Raw genomic sequence first — 17,592 nt, forward strand, 5'->3', positions numbered from 1 at the left:
GTCAGCCTGCGCTCATCCGCTCGACATAGGCGCGCATTTCCTCGGCTTCGTGACGGGCATCGCGCAAGCCTTCCATCGCCGCGGAGAGTTCGGCTTCGGTTTGGGCCAACTGGTTCGTCAACTCCGCCTCGCGCTGCTGAAGATAGGTGATCGCCTGATCGCGGGTCTCTTCGGCCTCGTGCAAATCCTGGCTCATCCGCTCAAGCTGATCCATGTCGGCCTGACTGACACGGGTAAAGCGATGGACAAGCCAATTGGCGAACCAGCCAAGGCAAAACGCGACAAAGAGAATGATCGCGGTGGTGATGACAAACTCAGTTCTGTTCATCGCTGGTTCCTTCTGCGCCGTCGTCCCCGGCTGTTTCGTCGGTTGGCGCGGATTGTTCAATGCTTTCCAGAGTCGTTTCCGTCTCTTCTACGGGTTCCGGGCGTTTTAGCTTGAATTCGATCCGGCGATTTGCCTCTCGCCCTTCTTCGGTGTCGTTCGAGGCAATGGGCTGCTCTTCTCCATATCCACGCACTTCATAGCTCGATGTCAGAACGCGCCGTTGACGCAGCGCATTCACGACCGATTGTGCGCGCTCCTGGCTCAACTGCTGGTTCATCACCTCGCGCCCCTGACTGTCTGTATGGCCAGCGATGATCAGAGGAATGTCGCCGCAAAGGTTCAACAATTCAGCGATGTCGTCCATGATGTCGCGTGTGACCGTATCAAGCGTTGCCGATCCGGGCTCGAATGAGATCTTCCGATCGCCGATAATCTCGACGATTTGCGCCTCGCACTGCTCCGGCGTGGGAATGCCCAGCGACGGGTCGAGCTTTTCGACATAGGTCACGTCGATCTCATATTCTTCGGTATCGCCAATCTTTTCGGCCAGAAAGCCCGAGATTTCGGCGCTGGCATTCTGATTGCCGGTGTTGCCGATGACAGACAGGCTATCCGGTGTGACGACGACAGCCCCGTTCGACAAACGTGACAGAGCTTCCAGGCCGGCCAGAACCCGGCTGGCCCAGGATGCCGGCAACGTCTCGTCAACACGCGCGGTGGTGCGCACGGTCGACGAGCCAAATGCAGCACGTGCGAAACTGTCGGCAGTCTGGCGCGAGATTTCGCTGTTGATCCGTCCGCGCAATTGCACCGCCCCTTCCGGGCTGCGGGTTGCAGTGAATTCGGGAACGCCTTGCCCGTCTTCCGCGGGCGGCTTGGGCAAGGTCGCCTTGACGACGAATACGCCCGGCAATCCGGTCTCCAGTTCTCCGACAACCCGGTCGAACAGGGATTGCTCGGTACCCTCCAGCGCGAAAAGCGTCACGTCGGCGTCGGCAAAGGTGATCGTGCCGCCGCCCAGTGCGTCAACCGCGCCGATGCCCATCGCCATGGCCTCGCCCCACCTGCTCGTGGGCGTCCCAAGACCAAGACGACAGTCGACCTTACCTTCAATTCCCGCCTCGGCAGCGGCTTTCAGGATGGTCGCGCGGTCGGCCTCGGTGGGGGCCGAACATGCATCGAACCGCGCGCCGTCGGCATCCTTGATGAACCTCAGGGTAAACGGAGAGATGACCGGCCTCGGTGCGGTGATCTCAAGCGCCAGATGCAGGTCATCACCGGCGCGCCGAGCCAGGTCGGCCTCGATCTTGCGACGTGCATCCTCGTTTTCAGCAGTGCCCTTGATCGACACGCGCCCCGCTTCGACCGAGATTTTCGACCGCTCGAACACCGAAAGCACCGTCACCGCGTAGTTCAAGGCGTCATCCCAGCCTTCGGGCACCGGGTAATCCGCGACCTCAAGCAGATCGGACAACGGTGCGCCGCGTACCGCGCGCTCGATGTCCGCAATCAATTGGTCGCGGTCCGTATCGGCAGGCAGCAGCCCGATGAGGGATACACCGCTATCATTGCGCAACATCTCGATCGAGAACCGCGGCGCAGCGATGCCGTCACCATCCTCGATGTCGATCTGATCGATCACCCGCGCCGAATCGACGACTCGCCCGGCCGCGCTGAGCGCCTGAAATCGCGCCGCCTCGGTGGGCGCGGTTCCGATCAGGAACACCTGCAACCCCACGGTATCAACATCGGCCCAGGTCAGCGCGTCGCGGTCAAGTTCCGTGCGCACCGACCGCTCGGAGTTGTCCTCGATCACACCTACCGAGAACCACGCCGTTCCCAGGCTCAGCAGGGCCGCAGCCGCAAACGTGCATACGAGGATGAAAACAGAGGACAGTCGCATCAGCGTTCCGCGTCAGATGAAGGTGGATCAGCGATACGCCGCAGCGCGCCGGAGTGCAATCATGCCAGAACCGCGATGGCAAAAAACAGCACGGGCAACAGACCCGCATTTCGATTGGATCTGAACAGTTCCAACAGCCTGTCATTGTCGTCCAGCTTGAGCCGCCGCAATTGCCACATCATGTGCCAGCCCATCGCCCACGGCCCGCCCAGCGCAATGACCAGCACTAAGATTTCACCGCGCGGCGCAGCAAGCACGATGGCATAGCCCATCAGCGCTACGGTCAGTACCATGAACCATGCCAGATATTTCGGCGTCCGATCCTCAAACAGCCGGGCTGTCGATTTCACCCCGATCAATGCATCGTCTTCCTTATCCTGATGCGCATAGATCGTGTCGTAGAACAGCGTCCAGGCCATGCCGGCGAAATAGAGACACACCGCAGGCCACTCCAGCCGCCCGGTATGTGCCGTCCATCCGAGCAACGCGCCCCAGTTGAAAGCGATGCCGAGGAAGATTTGCGGCCACCATGTGAACCGCTTGGCGAACGGGTACACCGCCACCGGCACGAGCGCGATGATGCCCAGAATGATCGCCTGCACCGGGAAGGTGATCAGTATGACAAGCGCCGCAAGTGACTGCACGATGGCCCAGAGCAACGCCTGTTTCGCGCTGACCTGCCCCGACGGGATCGGCCGCGAGGCGGTGCGTGCCACCGAGCCGTCGATATCGCGGTCGGTGATGTCGTTCCACGTACACCCGGCGCCGCGCATCAGAAACGCGCCGATTCCGCAGCCTGCGATGATCCACAGGTCGAACAGACGCATTTGCCCACTCTGCACCATCGCCAACAGAACGCCCCAGACGCATGGCAGATAAAGCAACCAAGTGCCAATGGGCCGGTCCGCACGGCTGAGCCGCAGATAGGGCCGTGCCCAACCCGGTGCCCGGCGATCCACCCAATTGCCGGTCACGGCATCGGCGACCTGACCGCTCTGGTCTGGTGTTGTCTGCGGGCCGGACATATGTGTTGCTCCATGAACGCGAAAATCCGGCTTTTTGTAGAGCAGCCTCTCGGGGCGGCACAACCCGTCCCTCTGACGCGGGAGCAGGCGCATTACCTCTTTGGTGTCATGCGGCTTGAAACCGGCGCGCGCGTCGCGTTGTTCAATGGTCGCGATGGGGAGTGGCAAGCTGAGGTGGCCGAGGCCGGGAAGCGGCGCGGCATTTTGATCTGCCTCGAACAAAGTCAACCACAGAGCGAGCCACCGGACCTCTGGCTGCTGTTCGCCCCGATCAAGAAGGCACGCACGGATTTCATCGTCGAAAAGGCAGTCGAGCTGGGTGTGCGGCGCATTCTTCCGGTCCAGACCGCTCACACCAATTCCGACCGTATCCGGCGCGACCGGCTGCAAGCTCATGCCATCGAGGCGGCGGAGCAATGCGGCGCAACCTTCGTGCCTGAAGTGGCAGAGCTTGACCGGCTCGATAAGGTACTGGACGGTTGGCGCAGTCGCAATCTGGCGTTTTGCGATGAGACCCTTGCCGGTGCTTCACACGGCTTTGCGACGAAACCCGAACCGTGGGCGATTCTGATTGGTCCCGAGGGCGGATTTTCCGAGTCAGAGCGCACTCGACTGCGCGCTGCCGACTACACCACCCCGATCAGCCTTGGTCCGCGGATTTTGCGTGCTGACACTGCCGCCGTCGCGGCTATCACGCTGTGGCAGAGTTCTCTTGGAGACTGGAAATGAGGGGGATGTCCGGTTGTCTCGCAGCTTTGAACTAAGGGCAGATTGATGGCCTCTCCCGGCTTCATCCGACCCGGTGCGCGCGCGCACTTGAACCGTTGGCGCGAAGCCCTGATCGGTGCGGGCATCATGGTCCTGGGCATCTATTGGAGCTTTTTCACCGATCCTGGCCTGCTGACATGGGTCGGATACGTCACTTTGGCCATCGGTGCGTTGCTGATCCTTGCAGGATTGCAAAAAGGGTGGTTCCGGCATGGTGGCGGCGGGCCCGGTGTGGTGCAGATCATAGAACGGCGCATCGGCTATTTCGGCCCGCTTGACGGCGGACTGGTCGACCTCGATGCGCTCACCTCGCTCAGCTACGATCCGACTCATCACCCCGCCCATTGGGTGTTGACCCACGATGCTGGCCCAGCGCTTCACATTCCCGTCAATGCCGAGGGTGCGGATGCTTTGTTTGAAGCTTTTGCCAGCCTTCCGGGGTTGCGACCTGGCCGTCTGGCATCGGTATCGCAACAGGAGGGCACGCAACCGATTGCGCTTTGGCGCAAGGCAGAGCTTCAAAATCGCATCACCCGGCTGCATTGACAGCCCGTCGAAATCAGCCCAAGGCTGATCAAACCTGACGAGCAGCATGACCGGAGACACGCCATGTCCATCCCACAATCCGGCGGCGGGCCGATTGAACACCACGACCAGCTTGCGCAATATCTGGCGGACGGATGCAAGCCCAAGCAGGACTGGCGCATCGGCACCGAACACGAAAAATTCGGCTATTGCAAAGACACTCTCGCCCCCCTGCCCTATGAAGGCGACCGTTCGATCCTCGCCGTTCTGAGCGGTTTGCGCGACCGTCATGGCTGGTCGCCGGTGATGGAAGGCGTGCATCTCATCGGACTTGAGAAAGCGGGCGCGAACATATCCCTTGAACCCGGTGGACAGTTGGAACTTTCCGGCGCGCCGCTCGAAACGATCCATCAGACCTGCGACGAGGTGAACAACCATCTGGCCGACGTCAAGGCGATCTCGGACGAGATCGGCGTCGGATTCATCGGCCTTGGTGCGGCTCCGATCTGGACACATGAAGATATGCCGCTGATGCCCAAGGGCCGCTATGCGTTGATGGATCAGTACATGCAAAAGGTCGGCACCGCAGGCCAGACGATGATGCGGCGCACCTGTACGGTGCAGGTCAATCTCGATTTCGAGTCAGAGGCCGACATGGTGCAGAAGATGCGCGTGGCTCTGGCGTTGCAGCCTGTCGCAACCGCGCTGTTTGCGACGTCGCCATTCTTCGAAAACAAGGTAAACGGCCACAAAAGCTGGCGCAGCCGCGTCTGGCGGCATCTTGACGCCGATCGCACCGGCATGTTGCCATTTGTATTCGATGAAGGGTTCGGCTTTGAGGCATGGGTGCAATACGCGCTCGATGTGCCGATGTACTTTGTCTATCGCGACGGCGAATATATCGACGCTCTGGGCCAATCGTTTCGCGATTTCCTAAAAGGTGAACTACCGGCGCTGCCGGGCGAGACACCCACCCTGTCCGACTGGGCCGATCACCTCACCACCATCTTTCCCGAAGCACGGATCAAGAAATTTATCGAGATGCGCGGTGCCGATGGTGGCCCGTGGCGCAGACTGTGCGCGCTGCCGGCGTTCTGGGTTGGATTGACCTATGACCAAAACGCTCTCGACGCGGCCTGGGATCTGGTCAAGGGCTGGGACGCAGAAACCCGAGAAGCTCTGCGCGTTGCCGCGTCGGTCGACGGGTTGCAGGCCGAAGTCAACGGCATCAAAATGCATGACCTTGCCCGCGAAGTTCTGGACATCGCGCATGCCGGCCTGCGCGCGCGTGCCCGACCCGGAGCCGGTGGTCTGGTTCCTGACGAAACGCACTTTCTCAACGCGCTCAAGGAGAGCGTCGAAAGCGGTCAAACGCTGGCTGACGAATTTCTTGAAAAGTACCACGGCGAATGGAATGGCGATCTGACCCGGATCTACGGCGAATACAGCTATTAACTGCTCTGGCGCTCGCCGGTTTCACCCGCGTATGACGCGAAGCGAGGTCTGCTTGAGCTTTGAATTTTGAAAGTGAAATAACCTCGACGTCGTACACTGGTGGGGGCTATTGTTGGCACGACGTCGAGGTGAAGCTATTGCAGCTACCCTTTTCTTATGTCGCCCAACAACGTTCAAAGTTCGGAGCGAATAAGGCTATTCTGGGTCATTGGGGGCGTTGGCGTGAACAGAGTGCTGAAATCCGACCATATTACACACAAGCTTAAGATAATTCGACTTAATGTTTACATTTGAGCAAGCCGATTCGGACGTATCTCAGTCGCAGAGATACAGCGTCAGGCAGTTGCGATCACCGTGCCGAACATAGCGCAGCTCGGTCACTAACGTTCGGATCAGGAACCAGCCATAACCGCCCTCGCAAAGGTCGCGCGGATCAGGCGCGACACCTTCCGGCAATGTCGAGAGGGGGAGACCCCAATCGTTCACCTCGATGGTCACCCCGTTGTCATGTCCTGCCACCCGAACGGCGATCGCGCCGCCTTGCATATCGCGATACCCGTGCTCGATCACGTTATTCAGAGCTTCTGCCAGAGCGATGTGGACGGTGTCACACAGAGCGCCATACCCGCATTTCTCTAAAGCGTGCAAAACCCGCGACAATAGCTCTGGCGTAATTATATCCAACGCCGGCCAGCATAGCGCCAGGACGGTTTGCCCGTGTGCAAGAGTGGTCAGGTCAGCTTCGGTCTTTGACACCGGCGCGATCCGCTTCGTCGTGAATGGCGAAAATCGAATCCATCCGGGTCAGGCGAAAGACCTTTGCCACTATCGGCTGAAGCGCCGCGAGGTCCAGCGTCTGACCGGACCGCAATTGTTTCATCGACGCGACCACTGCGCCCAAGCCGCTTGAGTCGATGAATTCCACCTGCGCCAAATCGAGAACGAAACGGCCGGTGCGCGCATGGGTGATCCGCCGCATCTCCTCTTTGAACTGGAGTGCAACAGGCGCATCGACGCGGGCGGCCTGAACCCTGATGATCGTGGCATCGGCGGTGGTATCAATCGTCAGTTCCATAAAGCCTCAAAAATTGTATGTCATGAAACCCTAGACGCCATTCCTTACCATCCGGTATGCAGGACCATGGTTTTTCGGGAGGTCGAAACATGTCAGAGGTTGTGATCACGGGCGCGGCCCGCACCGCGATGGGTGGTTTTCAAGGCGTCTTTTCAGATGCTACGGCATCGCAACTTGGCGGCACCGCGATCAGCGCCGCGCTTGCGCAGGCCGACAAACCCGATGTTGACGAAGTGCTGATGGGCTGTGTCCTGCCCGCAGGTCAGGGGCAGGCCCCGGCACGGCAAGCCGGCTTTGCCGCCGGCCTTGACGAAAGCGTGCCGGCCACAACGCTGAACAAGATGTGCGGCTCGGGTATGAAGGCAGCTATGATGGCGTTCGACGCCATTGCGCTTGGGCGCGCGACAACCATCGTCGCAGGCGGTATGGAAAGCATGACTAATGCCCCGTACCTGCTGCCCAAGATGCGCGGCGGTGCGCGGCTCGGGCATTCTCGTGTGGTTGATCACATGTTTCTCGATGGGCTGGAAGATGCTTATGACACCGGTCGCCTGATGGGTACGTTCGCAGAAGATTGCGCGGAGACCTTCCAGTTCACGCGCGAGGCGCAGGACGACTATGCGCTGCGGTCATTATCGAACGCGCTTGAGGCTCAGGAGACCGGTGCGTTCCGTAATGAAATCGCTCCGGTGATCCTGAACACGCGCAAAGGTGAAACGACCGTGCTCGAGGATGAGCAACCCGGTTCCGCGCGGCCTGACAAGATTCCGAACCTCAAACCCGCGTTTCGCGCCGATGGCACCGTGACAGCCGCAAACAGTTCGTCAATCTCCGATGGCGCCGCCGCGCTGGTGCTCACGACCGCCAAGGCCGCAGGGCAGTCTGCCCGTGCGCGTATCATGGGACATGCCAGCCACGCGCAGGCTCCGGGCCTCTTCACAACGGCACCGGTGCCTGCCGCGCAAAAGCTGCTGGATCAGATCGGCTGGAGCAGGGAAGACGTGGACCTCTGGGAGGTGAACGAGGCCTTCGCAGTGGTCCCGATGGCGTTCATGCACCAGATGGGGCTGGACCGTGACATCGTGAACGTCAATGGCGGCGCTTGTGCGCTCGGCCACCCCATCGGAGCATCGGGTGCGCGGATCATCGTGACGCTTCTCAACGCGCTTGAGCATCGAAACCTCAAACGGGGTGTTGCCGCGATTTGCATAGGCGGCGGGGAAGGCACTGCGATTGCGATAGAGCGTGTCTGATTTGACGCCGATATGCGCTTTGAAGGACGTGGCATGATCACCGATTACGCTTCATTGTCGAAAACCATCGGCGCTTTGACAGAGGGCGAAACCGATACAATCGCCTTGATGGCGACCGTCGCGTGTGAGGTGCATCATTTCGATAACCGCTTTCACTGGACAGGGTTTTATCGCGTTGTAGCGCCGGAGCTGCTCAAGATCGGGCCGTATCAAGGCGGTCACGGCTGTCTGAAAATCCCGTTTTCCCGTGGCGTGTGTGGTGCTGCTGCGCGAACGCTGGAGCCGCAACTGGTCGCTGACGTCAATGCATTTCCAGACCATATTGCATGTGCATCAACCACCCGGTCCGAACTGGTCATTCCGGTTTTGAACAATAAAGCGCAACTTTTGGGGGTGTTCGATATCGACAGCGATCTGCCGGACGCCTTCACTCAGAACGACCTTAAGGCACTGTCTGGAATACTTGCCCGGACATTCGCCCAAGCCGTTAGGCCCGCACCGTGAATAGATGCGGGCACTGAATAGTTCAAATCAGATTCACGCCAAACCGATGAACGAAAGAATTGCGATGACGATGACGACGAGTCCGACGATATAAATAATGCGATTCATGTTTGGCTCACTTTCTATTGAGTCATAAGTGTTGATTGACATGAAACCCGCGCGACGCAATTTGGTTCCAATAGTCGAACCATACCCGGTTCGATCACCTGCCCTGTGACATCAAACTAAGCGTTCCCGAACTAAGGATAAATGGTGCTGGCAATTCATCGGTGCGGATCAGTCAGCGTCAATGCTGACACGGAGGCAAAGAGTTGATTGATCTTGCCCTTTCAATCCCATTGCTGACCTATGTCACCTTCACCGGCGCCGCGCTCCTGCTCTATCTGACGCCTGGGGCCGACATGATGTTCACGCTCGCCAGCGGCATGCGCGGCGGGGCGCGCTCCGGCATCGCGGCCGCCAGCGGAATCGGCCTTGGTGTGATGGGCCACGTGATCATTGCCGCCGCTGGCCTGGCCGTTCTGCTGCTGACCTACCCTATCGCCTACGATGTCCTGCGCTATGCGGGGGCTGCGTACCTGCTCTGGCTCGCCTGGAACAGCTGGACCGACACATCCGACCCTGCACAGCGCCAAGGCCGGAGCGACACATGGCGTGCCTTCCGGAGGGGATTCATGACCAACATCCTCAACCCCAAAGTCGGGCTTTTCGTCCTCGCCTTCCTGCCGCAATTCGCAGACCCCACCATCGCCCCTGTCTGGCAGCAAATTTTGCTGCTCGGCACGCTCCTCGCGTTGGGAGAATTGCTGGTCTATTGCGTTTTGGGCGCATTTGCAGGCCTCATGGCGGCGCGCATCGAGCGTGCTTCGGGCTGGATCAGCAAACTTGCAGCCATCGTCTTTGGCGGACTCGCGCTAAGGCTTATGTGGGACTAAGACGTTTTGAACGTCGCATCGGCCGGAGACACCCAATGACGAGCAAGATCACCCTTCTGGACGGCGGCATGGGCCAAGAGCTCATTTCGCGCTCCGGTGCGACACCCACGCCGCTTTGGGCCACGCAGGTGATGCTTGAGCATCCGGAACTGGTGCGCGAAATTCATTCGGATTATTTCAATGCCGGAGCGGAGGTAGCGACGACGAACACCTATGCGCTTCACCGTGACCGGCTCGAGGGGACCGGGTTGGAGAGTGACTTCAGCCGGCTCTATCGTACCGCCATCGAGGCGGCGCTTTCGGCGCGTGATCGCCACGGCTCTGGACAGATTGCTGGCAGCATCGGTCCGCTTGGTGCGTCGTATCGCGCCGACGTGCAGCCGCCACATGATCAAGCGGTCGCGCTCTATTCTGAAGTGGCGGCCACGCTCGCGGGCGACTGCGACATTCTTCTCATCGAGACCGTGGCATCGCTCGCGCAAACGCGCGCGACAGTCCAAGCCGCACTCGGGCACGGCAAACCGGTCTGGATCGCGTTCACCGTCGACGATGAAGACGGTGCGCTGTTGCGTTCAGGAGAACCGCTGGCTGATGCCATCCCGCTTTGCACGGACGCAACCGCGATGCTGGCAAATTGCTCCGCTCCCGAAGCCATGCCGGCAGCACTTGATGTCCTCGCGACAAGTGGCAAACCAACCGGTGCCTACGCCAACGCCTTTACCCAAATCACCAAGGACTTCCTCAAAGACAAGCCCACCGTCGACGCGCTTCACCGGCGCCGCGACATGGGGCCGAAAACTTATGCGACTCACGCGATGACGTGGGTCGAGCACGGCGCAACCATCATTGGTGGCTGCTGCGAAACCGGCCCCGCCCATATCGCAGAACTTCGCAACCGTTTTTACGAGAGTTGACCTACAGCAACCTTGAGTTGCCAGATCGTCTCGAAATTGCGCGCATAAATGCCAAAGCGCAGAGCTCTGCTGTCGCTTGCCCACGTGCGGCAAGCTGCGTACACGAGCGCAATGAGTGACTATTGCCCGCCTGAGACGCCGTTGGATGTGCTACACGAGGATCATGAGGTTCTGGTGGTCAACAAGCCGGACGGATTGTTGTCGGTTCCGGGTAAGGGGCCGGATCTGGCCGATTGTCTTTTGGCGCGTATACAGGCCGTCTATCCGCAGGCGCTGCTGGTGCACCGGCTCGACAGGGACACCTCCGGCGTGATGGTGTTTGGGCTGACGCCACACGCGCAGCGCCACCTCGGGCTTCAGTTCGAAAAGCGCCAAACGCGCAAGACCTATCTTGCGCGTGTTGCTGGAACCCTGACGCCGAAGACCGGAACAGTCGATCTGCCATTGATCGTCGATTGGCCAAACAGGCCTTTGCAGATGGTCGATCACGAGACCGGCAAGGCGGCAATTACCGATTTTCGGGTGATAAAATCATCCGAGGCTGAAAGCCGAGTTCAACTATTTCCCAAGACCGGTCGCAGCCACCAGCTGCGCGTGCACATGCTGGCTCTGGGTCACCCAATTCTGGGTGATCCGCTTTACGCGCCCGAAACAGCCGCTGATTACCCACGCATGATGCTACACGCCCAAGAACTCCGTTTTCGTCATCCCGACGGCGGAAAAGGCGTCAGGTTCCGCGCGCAAGCGCCGTTCTGACATCAGTCTCACGCAGCGGCTTTTGTATTTTTTGAAAAGAGATTGCAGCAGGGGACCATACCCCTGCTGCATTGCGTTTACTCGGGCGACCAGCCGGAGACGGATTTGACTTCAAGGAAGTCCTCGATGCCCCAGACGCCACCTTCGCGGCCGTTGCCCGATTGCTTCATGCCGCCAAACGGGGCGCCCGCGCCGCGGCTCTGGCCGTTCATTTCAACCATACCGGAGCGCAGGCTGCGGGCCAGCCGGTTGCGACGCGCGCCGTCCTGGCTTTGGACGTAGTTGGTCAATCCGTAGGGCGTGTCATTGGCGATGCGCACTGCCTCGTCTTCGGTCTCGAATTTCATGATCGACAGCACGGGACCGAAGATTTCCTCGCGTGCGATTGTCATGTCATTCGTGACATCGGCAAAGACGGTCGGGCGTACATAAAACCCCTTGTTCAGTCCTTCCGGGCGACCCGTCCCTCCAGTGACAAGCCGTGCTCCCTCGTCGATACCCTTCTGGATCAAATCTTGGATCTTCTGCCACTGCGTCGCGTTCACCACCGGGCCGATGTGCCGCCCCTCGGCAGACGCGGGGCCAACCGACACCTGCGCCGCGATCTCGCCGGCCTGGTCCACCACGTCATCATAGATCGGTGCCTCGACCATCATCCGGCTGGGGGCATTGCAGGACTGGCCCGTGTTCTGCATCATGTGCATCACCCCGCGCTTGACCGCCTTGTCGTCGGCATCGGCAAAGATAAGGTTCGCCCCCTTGCCGCCCAATTCCAGGTGCACGCGTTTAAGCGTATCGGCGGCGGATTTCGAGATCAGCTTGCCTGCGCGGGTGGAGCCGGTGAAGCTGACCATGTCCACATCTTCATGCGCCGAAAGCTGGCTGCCAACACCGGCGCCGTCACCATTGATCAGGTTGAACACGCCGGCAGGAAATCCGGCCTCGTCCATCATTTCGGCAAACAGCATGGCGTTGAGGGGGCTTTCCTCGGACGGTTTGAGCACCATCGTACAGCCGGCAATCGCTGCGGCACAGACCTTCAGCGTGACCTGATTCATCGGCCAGTTCCACGGTGTGATCAGCGCGCAGACACCGACGGGTTCGTAGATGATCCGGTCGTTCGGGGATTGATCGTTCAGCGGTCGGTCAAACTCGAAATTGCGCGCGGCGTCGATGAAGTTCTGGATGTGGTACGTTCCGGCACCCACCTGACTGGACCGCGACATGTCGATGGGCGCACCCATCTCGAGGCTCATGGCCTGCGCCATTTCCTCGGAGCGCGACTTGTAAACCTCAAGCAATTTTTCGACCAGCGCGATGCGGTCGTCGGGCGATGTGGCCATCCAGTCGGGAAACGCGGCTTTTGCGGCAGCGACCGCGGCGTCGGTGTCAGCCTGCCCGCCCAGAGAAATCACGGCACACGGCTCTTCGGTTGACGGGTCGATGACATGGTGGTCGCGCCCGGCGATCGGATCGACCCAGGTTCCATTGATATAAAATTGGCGTTTCTCAATCATCTGACTGCCTCCGCGCAGAGTTTTCAGACGACATCTTGTCACTGCTCCGTCCACCCCGCAAGGGGGTGCAAATGGCGTGATCTCTTCATATGTAGAGGGGGAACGCATTGACTTAAAGGAGGCATATCATGGCCCTGCGCATCAACGACGAAATTCCGAACCTCACGGTCGAAACAGATCATGGCACGCTGAGCCTGCATGACTGGATTGGCGACAGCTGGGCCATTTTGTTCTCGCACCCGAAAGATTTCACTCCGGTGTGCACAACCGAATTCGGCGCCGTTGCGCGGCTTGCCGACGAGTGGGAAAAGCGCGGCACCAAGGTCATGGGCATCTCGGTCGATAGCGCCGAAGAGCACAAGAAGTGGAAAGGCGATATCGAGGCGACCTCAGGAGCCAAGGCCGGATTCCCGATCATCGCCGACGAAGATCTGACCGTCGCCAAGGAATTCGACATGCTGCCGGCTGAATATGTGCTTCCGGATGGCCGCACGCCAGCCGACAGCGCGACTGTACGGGTCGTCTTTATCATCGGGCCGGACAAGAAGCTGAAGCTGTCCATGACCTACCCGATGAACGTGGGCCGCAACTTTGGTGAGGTGCTGCGCGCTCTGGATGCGTTGCAGACAGCGGCCAAGGAAAATATCGCCACCCCCGCGGACTGGACTGTTGGTGAGGACGTGATTGTCCCGACTTCGGTCAGTGACGAGGATGCAATTGCCAAATACGGCAAAATCGACACGGTACTTCCGTATCTCCGCAAGGCCCAGCTCGCGTCCTGACGTCTTGGGAGTTGCGACACCATTATTGACAGGCCGGGGCAACAGCCCCGGCCTGCTGCATGTTCGAGATAACCCGAGCTACTGAACCGAGATCAGCACCGCTTCAACGCGCCGATTGGCCTCGCGCCCCTCTGGCGTCAGATTGCTGGAGCGGGGCGAGAGATACCCAACCCCATCGGCCGACACCTGCGACGCGGGCACGCCGCGCGCAATGACGTAGGCTTGTGCAGACTCGGCCCGGCGACGCGAAAGCGCAACGTTGGCCGCCAATGATCCGGTGGCGTCTGTATGACCCACGAAGGTGATTTGCCGCGCGGGATTCGCAATCAGATACGCCACGACAGCATCGAGGGATGACAAGGAATCATCACCAAGCGCCGCTGATCCGCTTGCGAAATCAAGGTCGGCCAGAACCGCATGACCGACGCTTTCAAGTTGCGCCACTATATCGCCCGCGCTGGTCGGAACGACACCCGAAGGCTGGGTACTCGTGGCAATCGCAGACCGGCCCGCCGGACCCACTTCGATCACCTGAACAAACACGGTCTCGCTATCGCGGCTGACCAGAAGACTCAGCGCCTGTGTGGCATCCGGTGCCTTGGCTGATAAAAACCGGTAGTCGGTCAGATCGACATACATGTTCGGCGCAAGCAGCACTTCGGTGCCAAACCGAAAGTCGAATCCGCCGCAGCTGCGTGCCGCGCATTCAAAGATGATGTCGTACCCGGCCTCCATGAGCTGACCGCGGATCGGCCCCTTGACTTGTCCGGTGGTGATGCCGACCCCGTTGATGCGCCACGCGGTGCGCCGCACCTCGCCGTCAAGTGCCGCCGTGGGCACGCCTTTCTCCTCGCTCCATGCCCCGATAGGCAGGAGGTACCGCCCGGACGGGGTCACCCGTTCTGCTGTCACACGCGCTCCGGGCGGCAACGCCAGATCAAGCGCCGACGCGCTTGATCCGACGATGGCAATCAGTACCGCGCATAGGCCGACACGTGCGCTAGCGCGACTGCGCGTGATACTCGTCATTGGGCCGCATATCCGTGGCGCTCGCCACGCGATTGGTCATGTTGAAGAAGGCGGTGACGTTGATGATGTCCCAGATGTCACGCTCTGAAAAACCTGCGTCGCGCAGCGCCTCGCGGTCGAACTCCGCAACTTCGGCGCTGGTCTTGGTGATTTTTTCGGCAATCGAGAGCATTGCGCGGTGCCTGTATTCCAGGTCCGCAACACGCCAGTTCATCACCAGCATTTCTCCGAGTTTCGGATCGCCGGACAACTCGCGCACTGCCGCGCCATGCGCGGTCAGACAGTAGAAACACTTGTTGATCGCGCTGACCACGACCGCAATCATTTCGCGCTCCAGCTTGCTCAAACCGCTGTCGGCCAGCATCAGGTTATTATACATGCCGGTGAATGCATTGAGCTTTTCGACGTCGAACGCATATGCGCGCAGCACGTTCGGAACCATCCCGAGCTTGTCCTGGCAGACGTCGAAATATTTCTGCGTCTCCGGCGGCAGCGGGTCTGCCATCGGCAAGTTCAACGCGGTGGGGCGGGTGTCTTGGGTCATGTCTGGTCGCCTGTCTTGGGCAAGATGCGGTAATGGTACTGTCCCACAACCTTCATGCCGAGGGAAGCGTAGAGACCGTTGGCAGCATCGTTGGACTGTGTGCACAGAACGCTAAGCCACTTTGCACCATTGGCCCTGGCCCAGAATGCCGCTTGTCGCATCATCCAGACGCCCAATCCATTGCGGCGGTGATCCGGCGCAATTTCAATGGCGTGCACCATCGCGATGTCCTTGTGCATTGCGCAAAACGCGGCCCCTGCGGATTTATCATTCATGCGTCCGAAAATCCCTGTCTTGGGGCCGGTCACACGCTCCATCACGGCAATGCGGGCCTCGTCTATTCCACCCGCGTGCCAGATATCGCGCATGATGTTCAAAGGTTCCCAGATAGGAAAGGCGGTGAGTCGCGGTACGGCGATGTCGGTCAGCAGGTCCACCGGACACAGCCAGAGGTTCACCGGGTCGATGAGTTGATACCCGCGCGCCTCCAAAGCGCGATCGAGGTTTTCCTCGCCTTCGCGGATCATGAACAACGGATCCTGATCGAGCATGCGCATGGCGCTTTCTGCCGCCGGGAGGTCATCCTCGCTCCAATCGTCTTGCGCGGTCGCCGCACTCACCCGTTTGCCTCCGCCGGCACCGTTGCGCAGAACCCAGGGTCCTGCGGGCGTGCGATCGGCGGGTGGCCATGTCGCCTCTGTGACTTCATAGAGCGTTTCAACCGTTGGCGTCATAGGGCGAATACCTCGGCCAGCTGCGCCATGGCCGCATCGACGCGTGCGCCGTCGCTGCCACGGATCACCACATTCGATCCATACGCGCCGTTGAGCTGAAACGGATACGAGCCAATGGACAGGTCGGGAAACGCTTGCGCGATGACCGCCAGCGGACCGGCAATCTCGCCCTCGCCACGATCAATACGCAACGTTTGCGACAATAGCGGCGCCCCTCCCGAAAGCGTCGGGACCACGGTCGCCACCATCGCCTGAAACACCGAAGGCACACCGGCCATGACATAGACGTTTTCGATTGCGAACCCTGGCGCGATCGAGACCGGATTCTCGATCAGCGTCGCTCCGTCCGGAATACGCGCCATGCGTTTACGCGCGTCGTTGAACTCCATTCCTCGGCTGTCGTAATGCGCTTGCAACAACGAGCGGGCATCCTCGCGCACGTCAATCGGCACACCAAACGCCGCGGCCACGCAATCGGCGGTGATGTCGTCATGTGTCGGCCCGATGCCCCCGGATGTCACGACACTGTCATAACTGGCGCGCAGCGCGTTGAGCGCGCCGACAATGGCATCTCGGTCATCGCTGACAACCCGAACTTCACGCAGGTCAATCCCCACCTTGGTCAATTCCTGCGCCAAATAATGCATGTTCGCATCGCGCGTTCGTCCCGAAAGGATTTCGTCTCCGATCACCAGCATGGCGGCTGTTGGATTGGGCATAAACTGCCTCCTTGATCCCTTGATTTCACAGGTATAGGCGGGGCTCATGCGCTTTCAAACCCCTCTTGTGCCGGGCATTTTGATCCGGCGATACAAACGGTTTCTGGCCGATGTGACCTTGGCAGACGGGCGCGAGGTCACGGCGCATTGCGCCAACCCCGGCTCCATGATGGGGCTGGCCGATCCGGGAACGCGCATATGGCTCGAGCCGAATGACGATCCGAAGAAGAAACTGAAATTCGGGTGGCGTCTGGTTGAACATGGCAATGGACATTTCACCGGCGTGGATACGGGCGTTCCCAACCGAATGCTGCGCGCCGCGCTGGAGGCGCGCGAGGTGCAGGGGCTTGACGATTTCGATACGTTGCGTGCCGAGGTTCCGTATGGCGAAAACAGCCGGATTGATTTCCTACTCTCTCAGGATGCGGGGCGCGACACATATGTCGAGGTCAAATCGGTCACGCTTTCGCGCCGCGAGGGGCTCGCCGAGTTTCCCGACAGTGTTACGAAACGCGGCACCAAACACCTGATGGAATTGTCCGAAATGGTGCGTGCTGGCCATCGTGGGGTGATGCTTTACCTTGTTCAGCGCACCGATTGTGAAAATATGACGCTCGCCGCAGATATCGACCCGACATATGCACAAGCCTGGGCCGCTGCCACCACGGCTGGAGTTGAAACACGCGTGTTTGATTGCCGTATCACACCCGAGGGGGTCACCTTGGGCAAACCAGTGAAGATGAAAGACACCGATTTGACCTGATACCGCGCCTCTGGCAATGGGGCGCTTACGGGTTTAAAATATCGCAACCATTTTGGGAGACGC

General features: G+C 59.9%; 20 protein-coding genes. 10 read left to right on the forward strand and 10 right to left on the reverse strand.

The window, feature by feature from the left end:
• Window position 1: 1 nt before the first annotated feature.
• From ACGKZZ_RS00125 to ubiA, 3 genes are read right to left on the reverse strand one after another with little or no spacing between them, the layout of a single operon-like run.
• Window positions 2-328, reverse strand: a complete 327-nt coding sequence (locus tag ACGKZZ_RS00125; RefSeq protein WP_411221399.1) for a hypothetical protein — start codon at window positions 326-328, stop codon at window positions 2-4.
• The gene (locus ACGKZZ_RS00130) at window positions 315-2,231 is read right to left on the reverse strand and encodes an OmpA family protein (RefSeq protein ID WP_411221400.1); all 1,917 of its coding nucleotides are present in this window, start codon (window positions 2,229-2,231) and stop codon (window positions 315-317) included. Before ACGKZZ_RS00130 ends, ACGKZZ_RS00125 begins: the two co-directional genes overlap by 14 nt.
• A gap of 59 nt (window positions 2,232-2,290) precedes the next feature.
• Window positions 2,291-3,256: a 4-hydroxybenzoate octaprenyltransferase gene (ubiA, locus tag ACGKZZ_RS00135; RefSeq protein WP_411221401.1), complete on the reverse strand. Its 966-nt coding sequence runs from the start codon at window positions 3,254-3,256 to the stop codon at window positions 2,291-2,293.
• A gap of 12 nt (window positions 3,257-3,268) precedes the next feature.
• Between ubiA and ACGKZZ_RS00140 the strand changes: the two genes are divergently transcribed.
• The 3 genes from ACGKZZ_RS00140 to ACGKZZ_RS00150 all read left to right on the forward strand — a co-directional run bounded on the left by ACGKZZ_RS00140 (window position 3,269) and on the right by ACGKZZ_RS00150 (window position 6,004).
• Window positions 3,269-3,985 (forward strand): 16S rRNA (uracil(1498)-N(3))-methyltransferase, encoded by a 717-nt coding sequence (locus ACGKZZ_RS00140; protein ID WP_411221402.1) that lies wholly within the window; start codon window positions 3,269-3,271, stop codon window positions 3,983-3,985.
• Between the two features lie 45 nt (window positions 3,986-4,030).
• The gene (locus tag ACGKZZ_RS00145) at window positions 4,031-4,570 is read left to right on the forward strand and encodes a hypothetical protein (protein ID WP_411221403.1); all 540 of its coding nucleotides are present in this window, start codon (window positions 4,031-4,033) and stop codon (window positions 4,568-4,570) included.
• A gap of 63 nt (window positions 4,571-4,633) precedes the next feature.
• Entirely contained in the window at window positions 4,634-6,004 is a 1,371-nt protein-coding gene (locus ACGKZZ_RS00150) for a glutamate--cysteine ligase (protein WP_411221404.1), read from the forward strand.
• A gap of 315 nt (window positions 6,005-6,319) precedes the next feature.
• On the opposite strand, the gene ACGKZZ_RS00155 is transcribed toward ACGKZZ_RS00150, so the two are convergent.
• Together ACGKZZ_RS00155 and ACGKZZ_RS00160 are read right to left on the reverse strand one after the other, a co-directional pair.
• Window positions 6,320-6,760 carry an ATP-binding protein gene (locus ACGKZZ_RS00155; RefSeq protein ID WP_411221405.1) on the reverse strand — a complete coding sequence of 147 codons (441 nt, stop codon included), beginning with the start codon at window positions 6,758-6,760 and terminating at the stop codon, window positions 6,320-6,322.
• A complete protein-coding gene (locus ACGKZZ_RS00160) occupies window positions 6,741-7,079 on the reverse strand; it encodes an STAS domain-containing protein (protein ID WP_411221406.1) in 339 nt (112 codons plus the stop codon). The genes ACGKZZ_RS00155 and ACGKZZ_RS00160 overlap by 20 nt, the downstream gene beginning before the upstream one ends.
• Window positions 7,080-7,168: 89 nt before the next feature.
• On the opposite strand from ACGKZZ_RS00160, the gene ACGKZZ_RS00165 reads away from it, so the two are divergent.
• The 5 genes from ACGKZZ_RS00165 to ACGKZZ_RS00185 all read left to right on the forward strand — a co-directional run bounded on the left by ACGKZZ_RS00165 (window position 7,169) and on the right by ACGKZZ_RS00185 (window position 11,441).
• Window positions 7,169-8,332 carry an acetyl-CoA C-acyltransferase gene (locus ACGKZZ_RS00165; protein ID WP_411221407.1) on the forward strand — a complete coding sequence of 388 codons (1,164 nt, stop codon included), beginning with the start codon at window positions 7,169-7,171 and terminating at the stop codon, window positions 8,330-8,332.
• A gap of 33 nt (window positions 8,333-8,365) precedes the next feature.
• On the forward strand, window positions 8,366-8,836 hold the full coding sequence (locus tag ACGKZZ_RS00170) for a GAF domain-containing protein (protein WP_411221408.1): 471 nt from the start codon (window positions 8,366-8,368) through the stop codon (window positions 8,834-8,836).
• A 311-nt stretch (window positions 8,837-9,147) separates the two neighbouring features.
• Complete coding sequence (locus ACGKZZ_RS00175; RefSeq protein ID WP_411221409.1) at window positions 9,148-9,771, forward strand: LysE family translocator; 624 nt, start codon at window positions 9,148-9,150, stop codon at window positions 9,769-9,771.
• A gap of 35 nt (window positions 9,772-9,806) precedes the next feature.
• On the forward strand, window positions 9,807-10,685 hold the full coding sequence (locus ACGKZZ_RS00180; RefSeq protein ID WP_411221410.1) for a homocysteine S-methyltransferase family protein: 879 nt from the start codon (window positions 9,807-9,809) through the stop codon (window positions 10,683-10,685).
• A gap of 111 nt (window positions 10,686-10,796) precedes the next feature.
• The gene (locus ACGKZZ_RS00185) at window positions 10,797-11,441 is read left to right on the forward strand and encodes an RluA family pseudouridine synthase (RefSeq protein WP_411221411.1); all 645 of its coding nucleotides are present in this window, start codon (window positions 10,797-10,799) and stop codon (window positions 11,439-11,441) included.
• A 77-nt stretch (window positions 11,442-11,518) separates the two neighbouring features.
• Here ACGKZZ_RS00185 and ACGKZZ_RS00190 read toward each other — a convergent pair whose 3' ends face one another.
• A complete protein-coding gene (locus ACGKZZ_RS00190) occupies window positions 11,519-12,958 on the reverse strand; it encodes an aldehyde dehydrogenase family protein (protein WP_411221412.1) in 1,440 nt (479 codons plus the stop codon).
• A 128-nt stretch (window positions 12,959-13,086) separates the two neighbouring features.
• On the opposite strand from ACGKZZ_RS00190, the gene ACGKZZ_RS00195 reads away from it, so the two are divergent.
• Window positions 13,087-13,740, forward strand: a complete 654-nt coding sequence (locus ACGKZZ_RS00195; RefSeq protein ID WP_411221413.1) for a peroxiredoxin — start codon at window positions 13,087-13,089, stop codon at window positions 13,738-13,740.
• Between the two features lie 78 nt (window positions 13,741-13,818).
• On the opposite strand, the gene ACGKZZ_RS00200 is transcribed toward ACGKZZ_RS00195, so the two are convergent.
• Genes ACGKZZ_RS00200 through ACGKZZ_RS00215 form a run of 4 tightly spaced genes read right to left on the reverse strand, consistent with a single transcriptional unit; the run spans window position 13,819 to window position 16,766 of the window.
• A complete protein-coding gene (locus ACGKZZ_RS00200) occupies window positions 13,819-14,769 on the reverse strand; it encodes an OmpA family protein (protein WP_411221414.1) in 951 nt (316 codons plus the stop codon).
• A complete protein-coding gene (locus ACGKZZ_RS00205) occupies window positions 14,741-15,313 on the reverse strand; it encodes a peroxidase-related enzyme (protein WP_411221415.1) in 573 nt (190 codons plus the stop codon). The genes ACGKZZ_RS00200 and ACGKZZ_RS00205 overlap by 29 nt, the downstream gene beginning before the upstream one ends.
• Complete coding sequence (locus tag ACGKZZ_RS00210; RefSeq protein ID WP_411221416.1) at window positions 15,310-16,047, reverse strand: GNAT family N-acetyltransferase; 738 nt, start codon at window positions 16,045-16,047, stop codon at window positions 15,310-15,312. The genes ACGKZZ_RS00205 and ACGKZZ_RS00210 overlap by 4 nt, the downstream gene beginning before the upstream one ends.
• Complete coding sequence (locus ACGKZZ_RS00215) at window positions 16,044-16,766, reverse strand: competence/damage-inducible protein A (protein ID WP_411221417.1); 723 nt, start codon at window positions 16,764-16,766, stop codon at window positions 16,044-16,046. Before ACGKZZ_RS00215 ends, ACGKZZ_RS00210 begins: the two co-directional genes overlap by 4 nt.
• A gap of 46 nt (window positions 16,767-16,812) precedes the next feature.
• Between ACGKZZ_RS00215 and sfsA the strand changes: the two genes are divergently transcribed.
• Window positions 16,813-17,529 (forward strand): DNA/RNA nuclease SfsA, encoded by a 717-nt coding sequence (sfsA, locus tag ACGKZZ_RS00220; RefSeq protein WP_411221418.1) that lies wholly within the window; start codon window positions 16,813-16,815, stop codon window positions 17,527-17,529.
• The last annotated feature ends 63 nt before the right edge of the window (window positions 17,530-17,592 follow it).

The sequence above is a fragment of the Marivita sp. S2033 genome (assembly GCF_046592965.1).
GTDB lineage: Bacteria > Pseudomonadota > Alphaproteobacteria > Rhodobacterales > Rhodobacteraceae > Marivita.

Coding starts and splice junctions, on each gene's coding strand:
- ACGKZZ_RS00125 (WP_411221399.1), bottom strand. CDS start 328: ATGAACAGAACTGAGTTTGTCATCACCACCGCGATCATTCTCTTTGTC.
- ACGKZZ_RS00130 (WP_411221400.1), bottom strand. CDS start 2,231: ATGCGACTGTCCTCTGTTTTCATCCTCGTATGCACGTTTGCGGCTGCG.
- ubiA (WP_411221401.1), bottom strand. CDS start 3,256: ATGTCCGGCCCGCAGACAACACCAGACCAGAGCGGTCAGGTCGCCGAT.
- ACGKZZ_RS00140 (WP_411221402.1), top strand. CDS start 3,269: ATGAACGCGAAAATCCGGCTTTTTGTAGAGCAGCCTCTCGGGGCGGCA.
- ACGKZZ_RS00145 (WP_411221403.1), top strand. CDS start 4,031: ATGGCCTCTCCCGGCTTCATCCGACCCGGTGCGCGCGCGCACTTGAAC.
- ACGKZZ_RS00150 (WP_411221404.1), top strand. CDS start 4,634: ATGTCCATCCCACAATCCGGCGGCGGGCCGATTGAACACCACGACCAG.
- ACGKZZ_RS00160 (WP_411221406.1), bottom strand. CDS start 7,079: ATGGAACTGACGATTGATACCACCGCCGATGCCACGATCATCAGGGTT.
- ACGKZZ_RS00165 (WP_411221407.1), top strand. CDS start 7,169: ATGTCAGAGGTTGTGATCACGGGCGCGGCCCGCACCGCGATGGGTGGT.
- ACGKZZ_RS00170 (WP_411221408.1), top strand. CDS start 8,366: ATGATCACCGATTACGCTTCATTGTCGAAAACCATCGGCGCTTTGACA.
- ACGKZZ_RS00180 (WP_411221410.1), top strand. CDS start 9,807: ATGACGAGCAAGATCACCCTTCTGGACGGCGGCATGGGCCAAGAGCTC.
- ACGKZZ_RS00185 (WP_411221411.1), top strand. CDS start 10,797: ATGAGTGACTATTGCCCGCCTGAGACGCCGTTGGATGTGCTACACGAG.
- ACGKZZ_RS00190 (WP_411221412.1), bottom strand. CDS start 12,958: ATGATTGAGAAACGCCAATTTTATATCAATGGAACCTGGGTCGATCCG.
- ACGKZZ_RS00195 (WP_411221413.1), top strand. CDS start 13,087: ATGGCCCTGCGCATCAACGACGAAATTCCGAACCTCACGGTCGAAACA.
- ACGKZZ_RS00200 (WP_411221414.1), bottom strand. CDS start 14,769: ATGACGAGTATCACGCGCAGTCGCGCTAGCGCACGTGTCGGCCTATGC.
- ACGKZZ_RS00205 (WP_411221415.1), bottom strand. CDS start 15,313: ATGACCCAAGACACCCGCCCCACCGCGTTGAACTTGCCGATGGCAGAC.
- ACGKZZ_RS00210 (WP_411221416.1), bottom strand. CDS start 16,047: ATGACGCCAACGGTTGAAACGCTCTATGAAGTCACAGAGGCGACATGG.
- ACGKZZ_RS00215 (WP_411221417.1), bottom strand. CDS start 16,766: ATGCCCAATCCAACAGCCGCCATGCTGGTGATCGGAGACGAAATCCTT.
- sfsA (WP_411221418.1), top strand. CDS start 16,813: ATGCGCTTTCAAACCCCTCTTGTGCCGGGCATTTTGATCCGGCGATAC.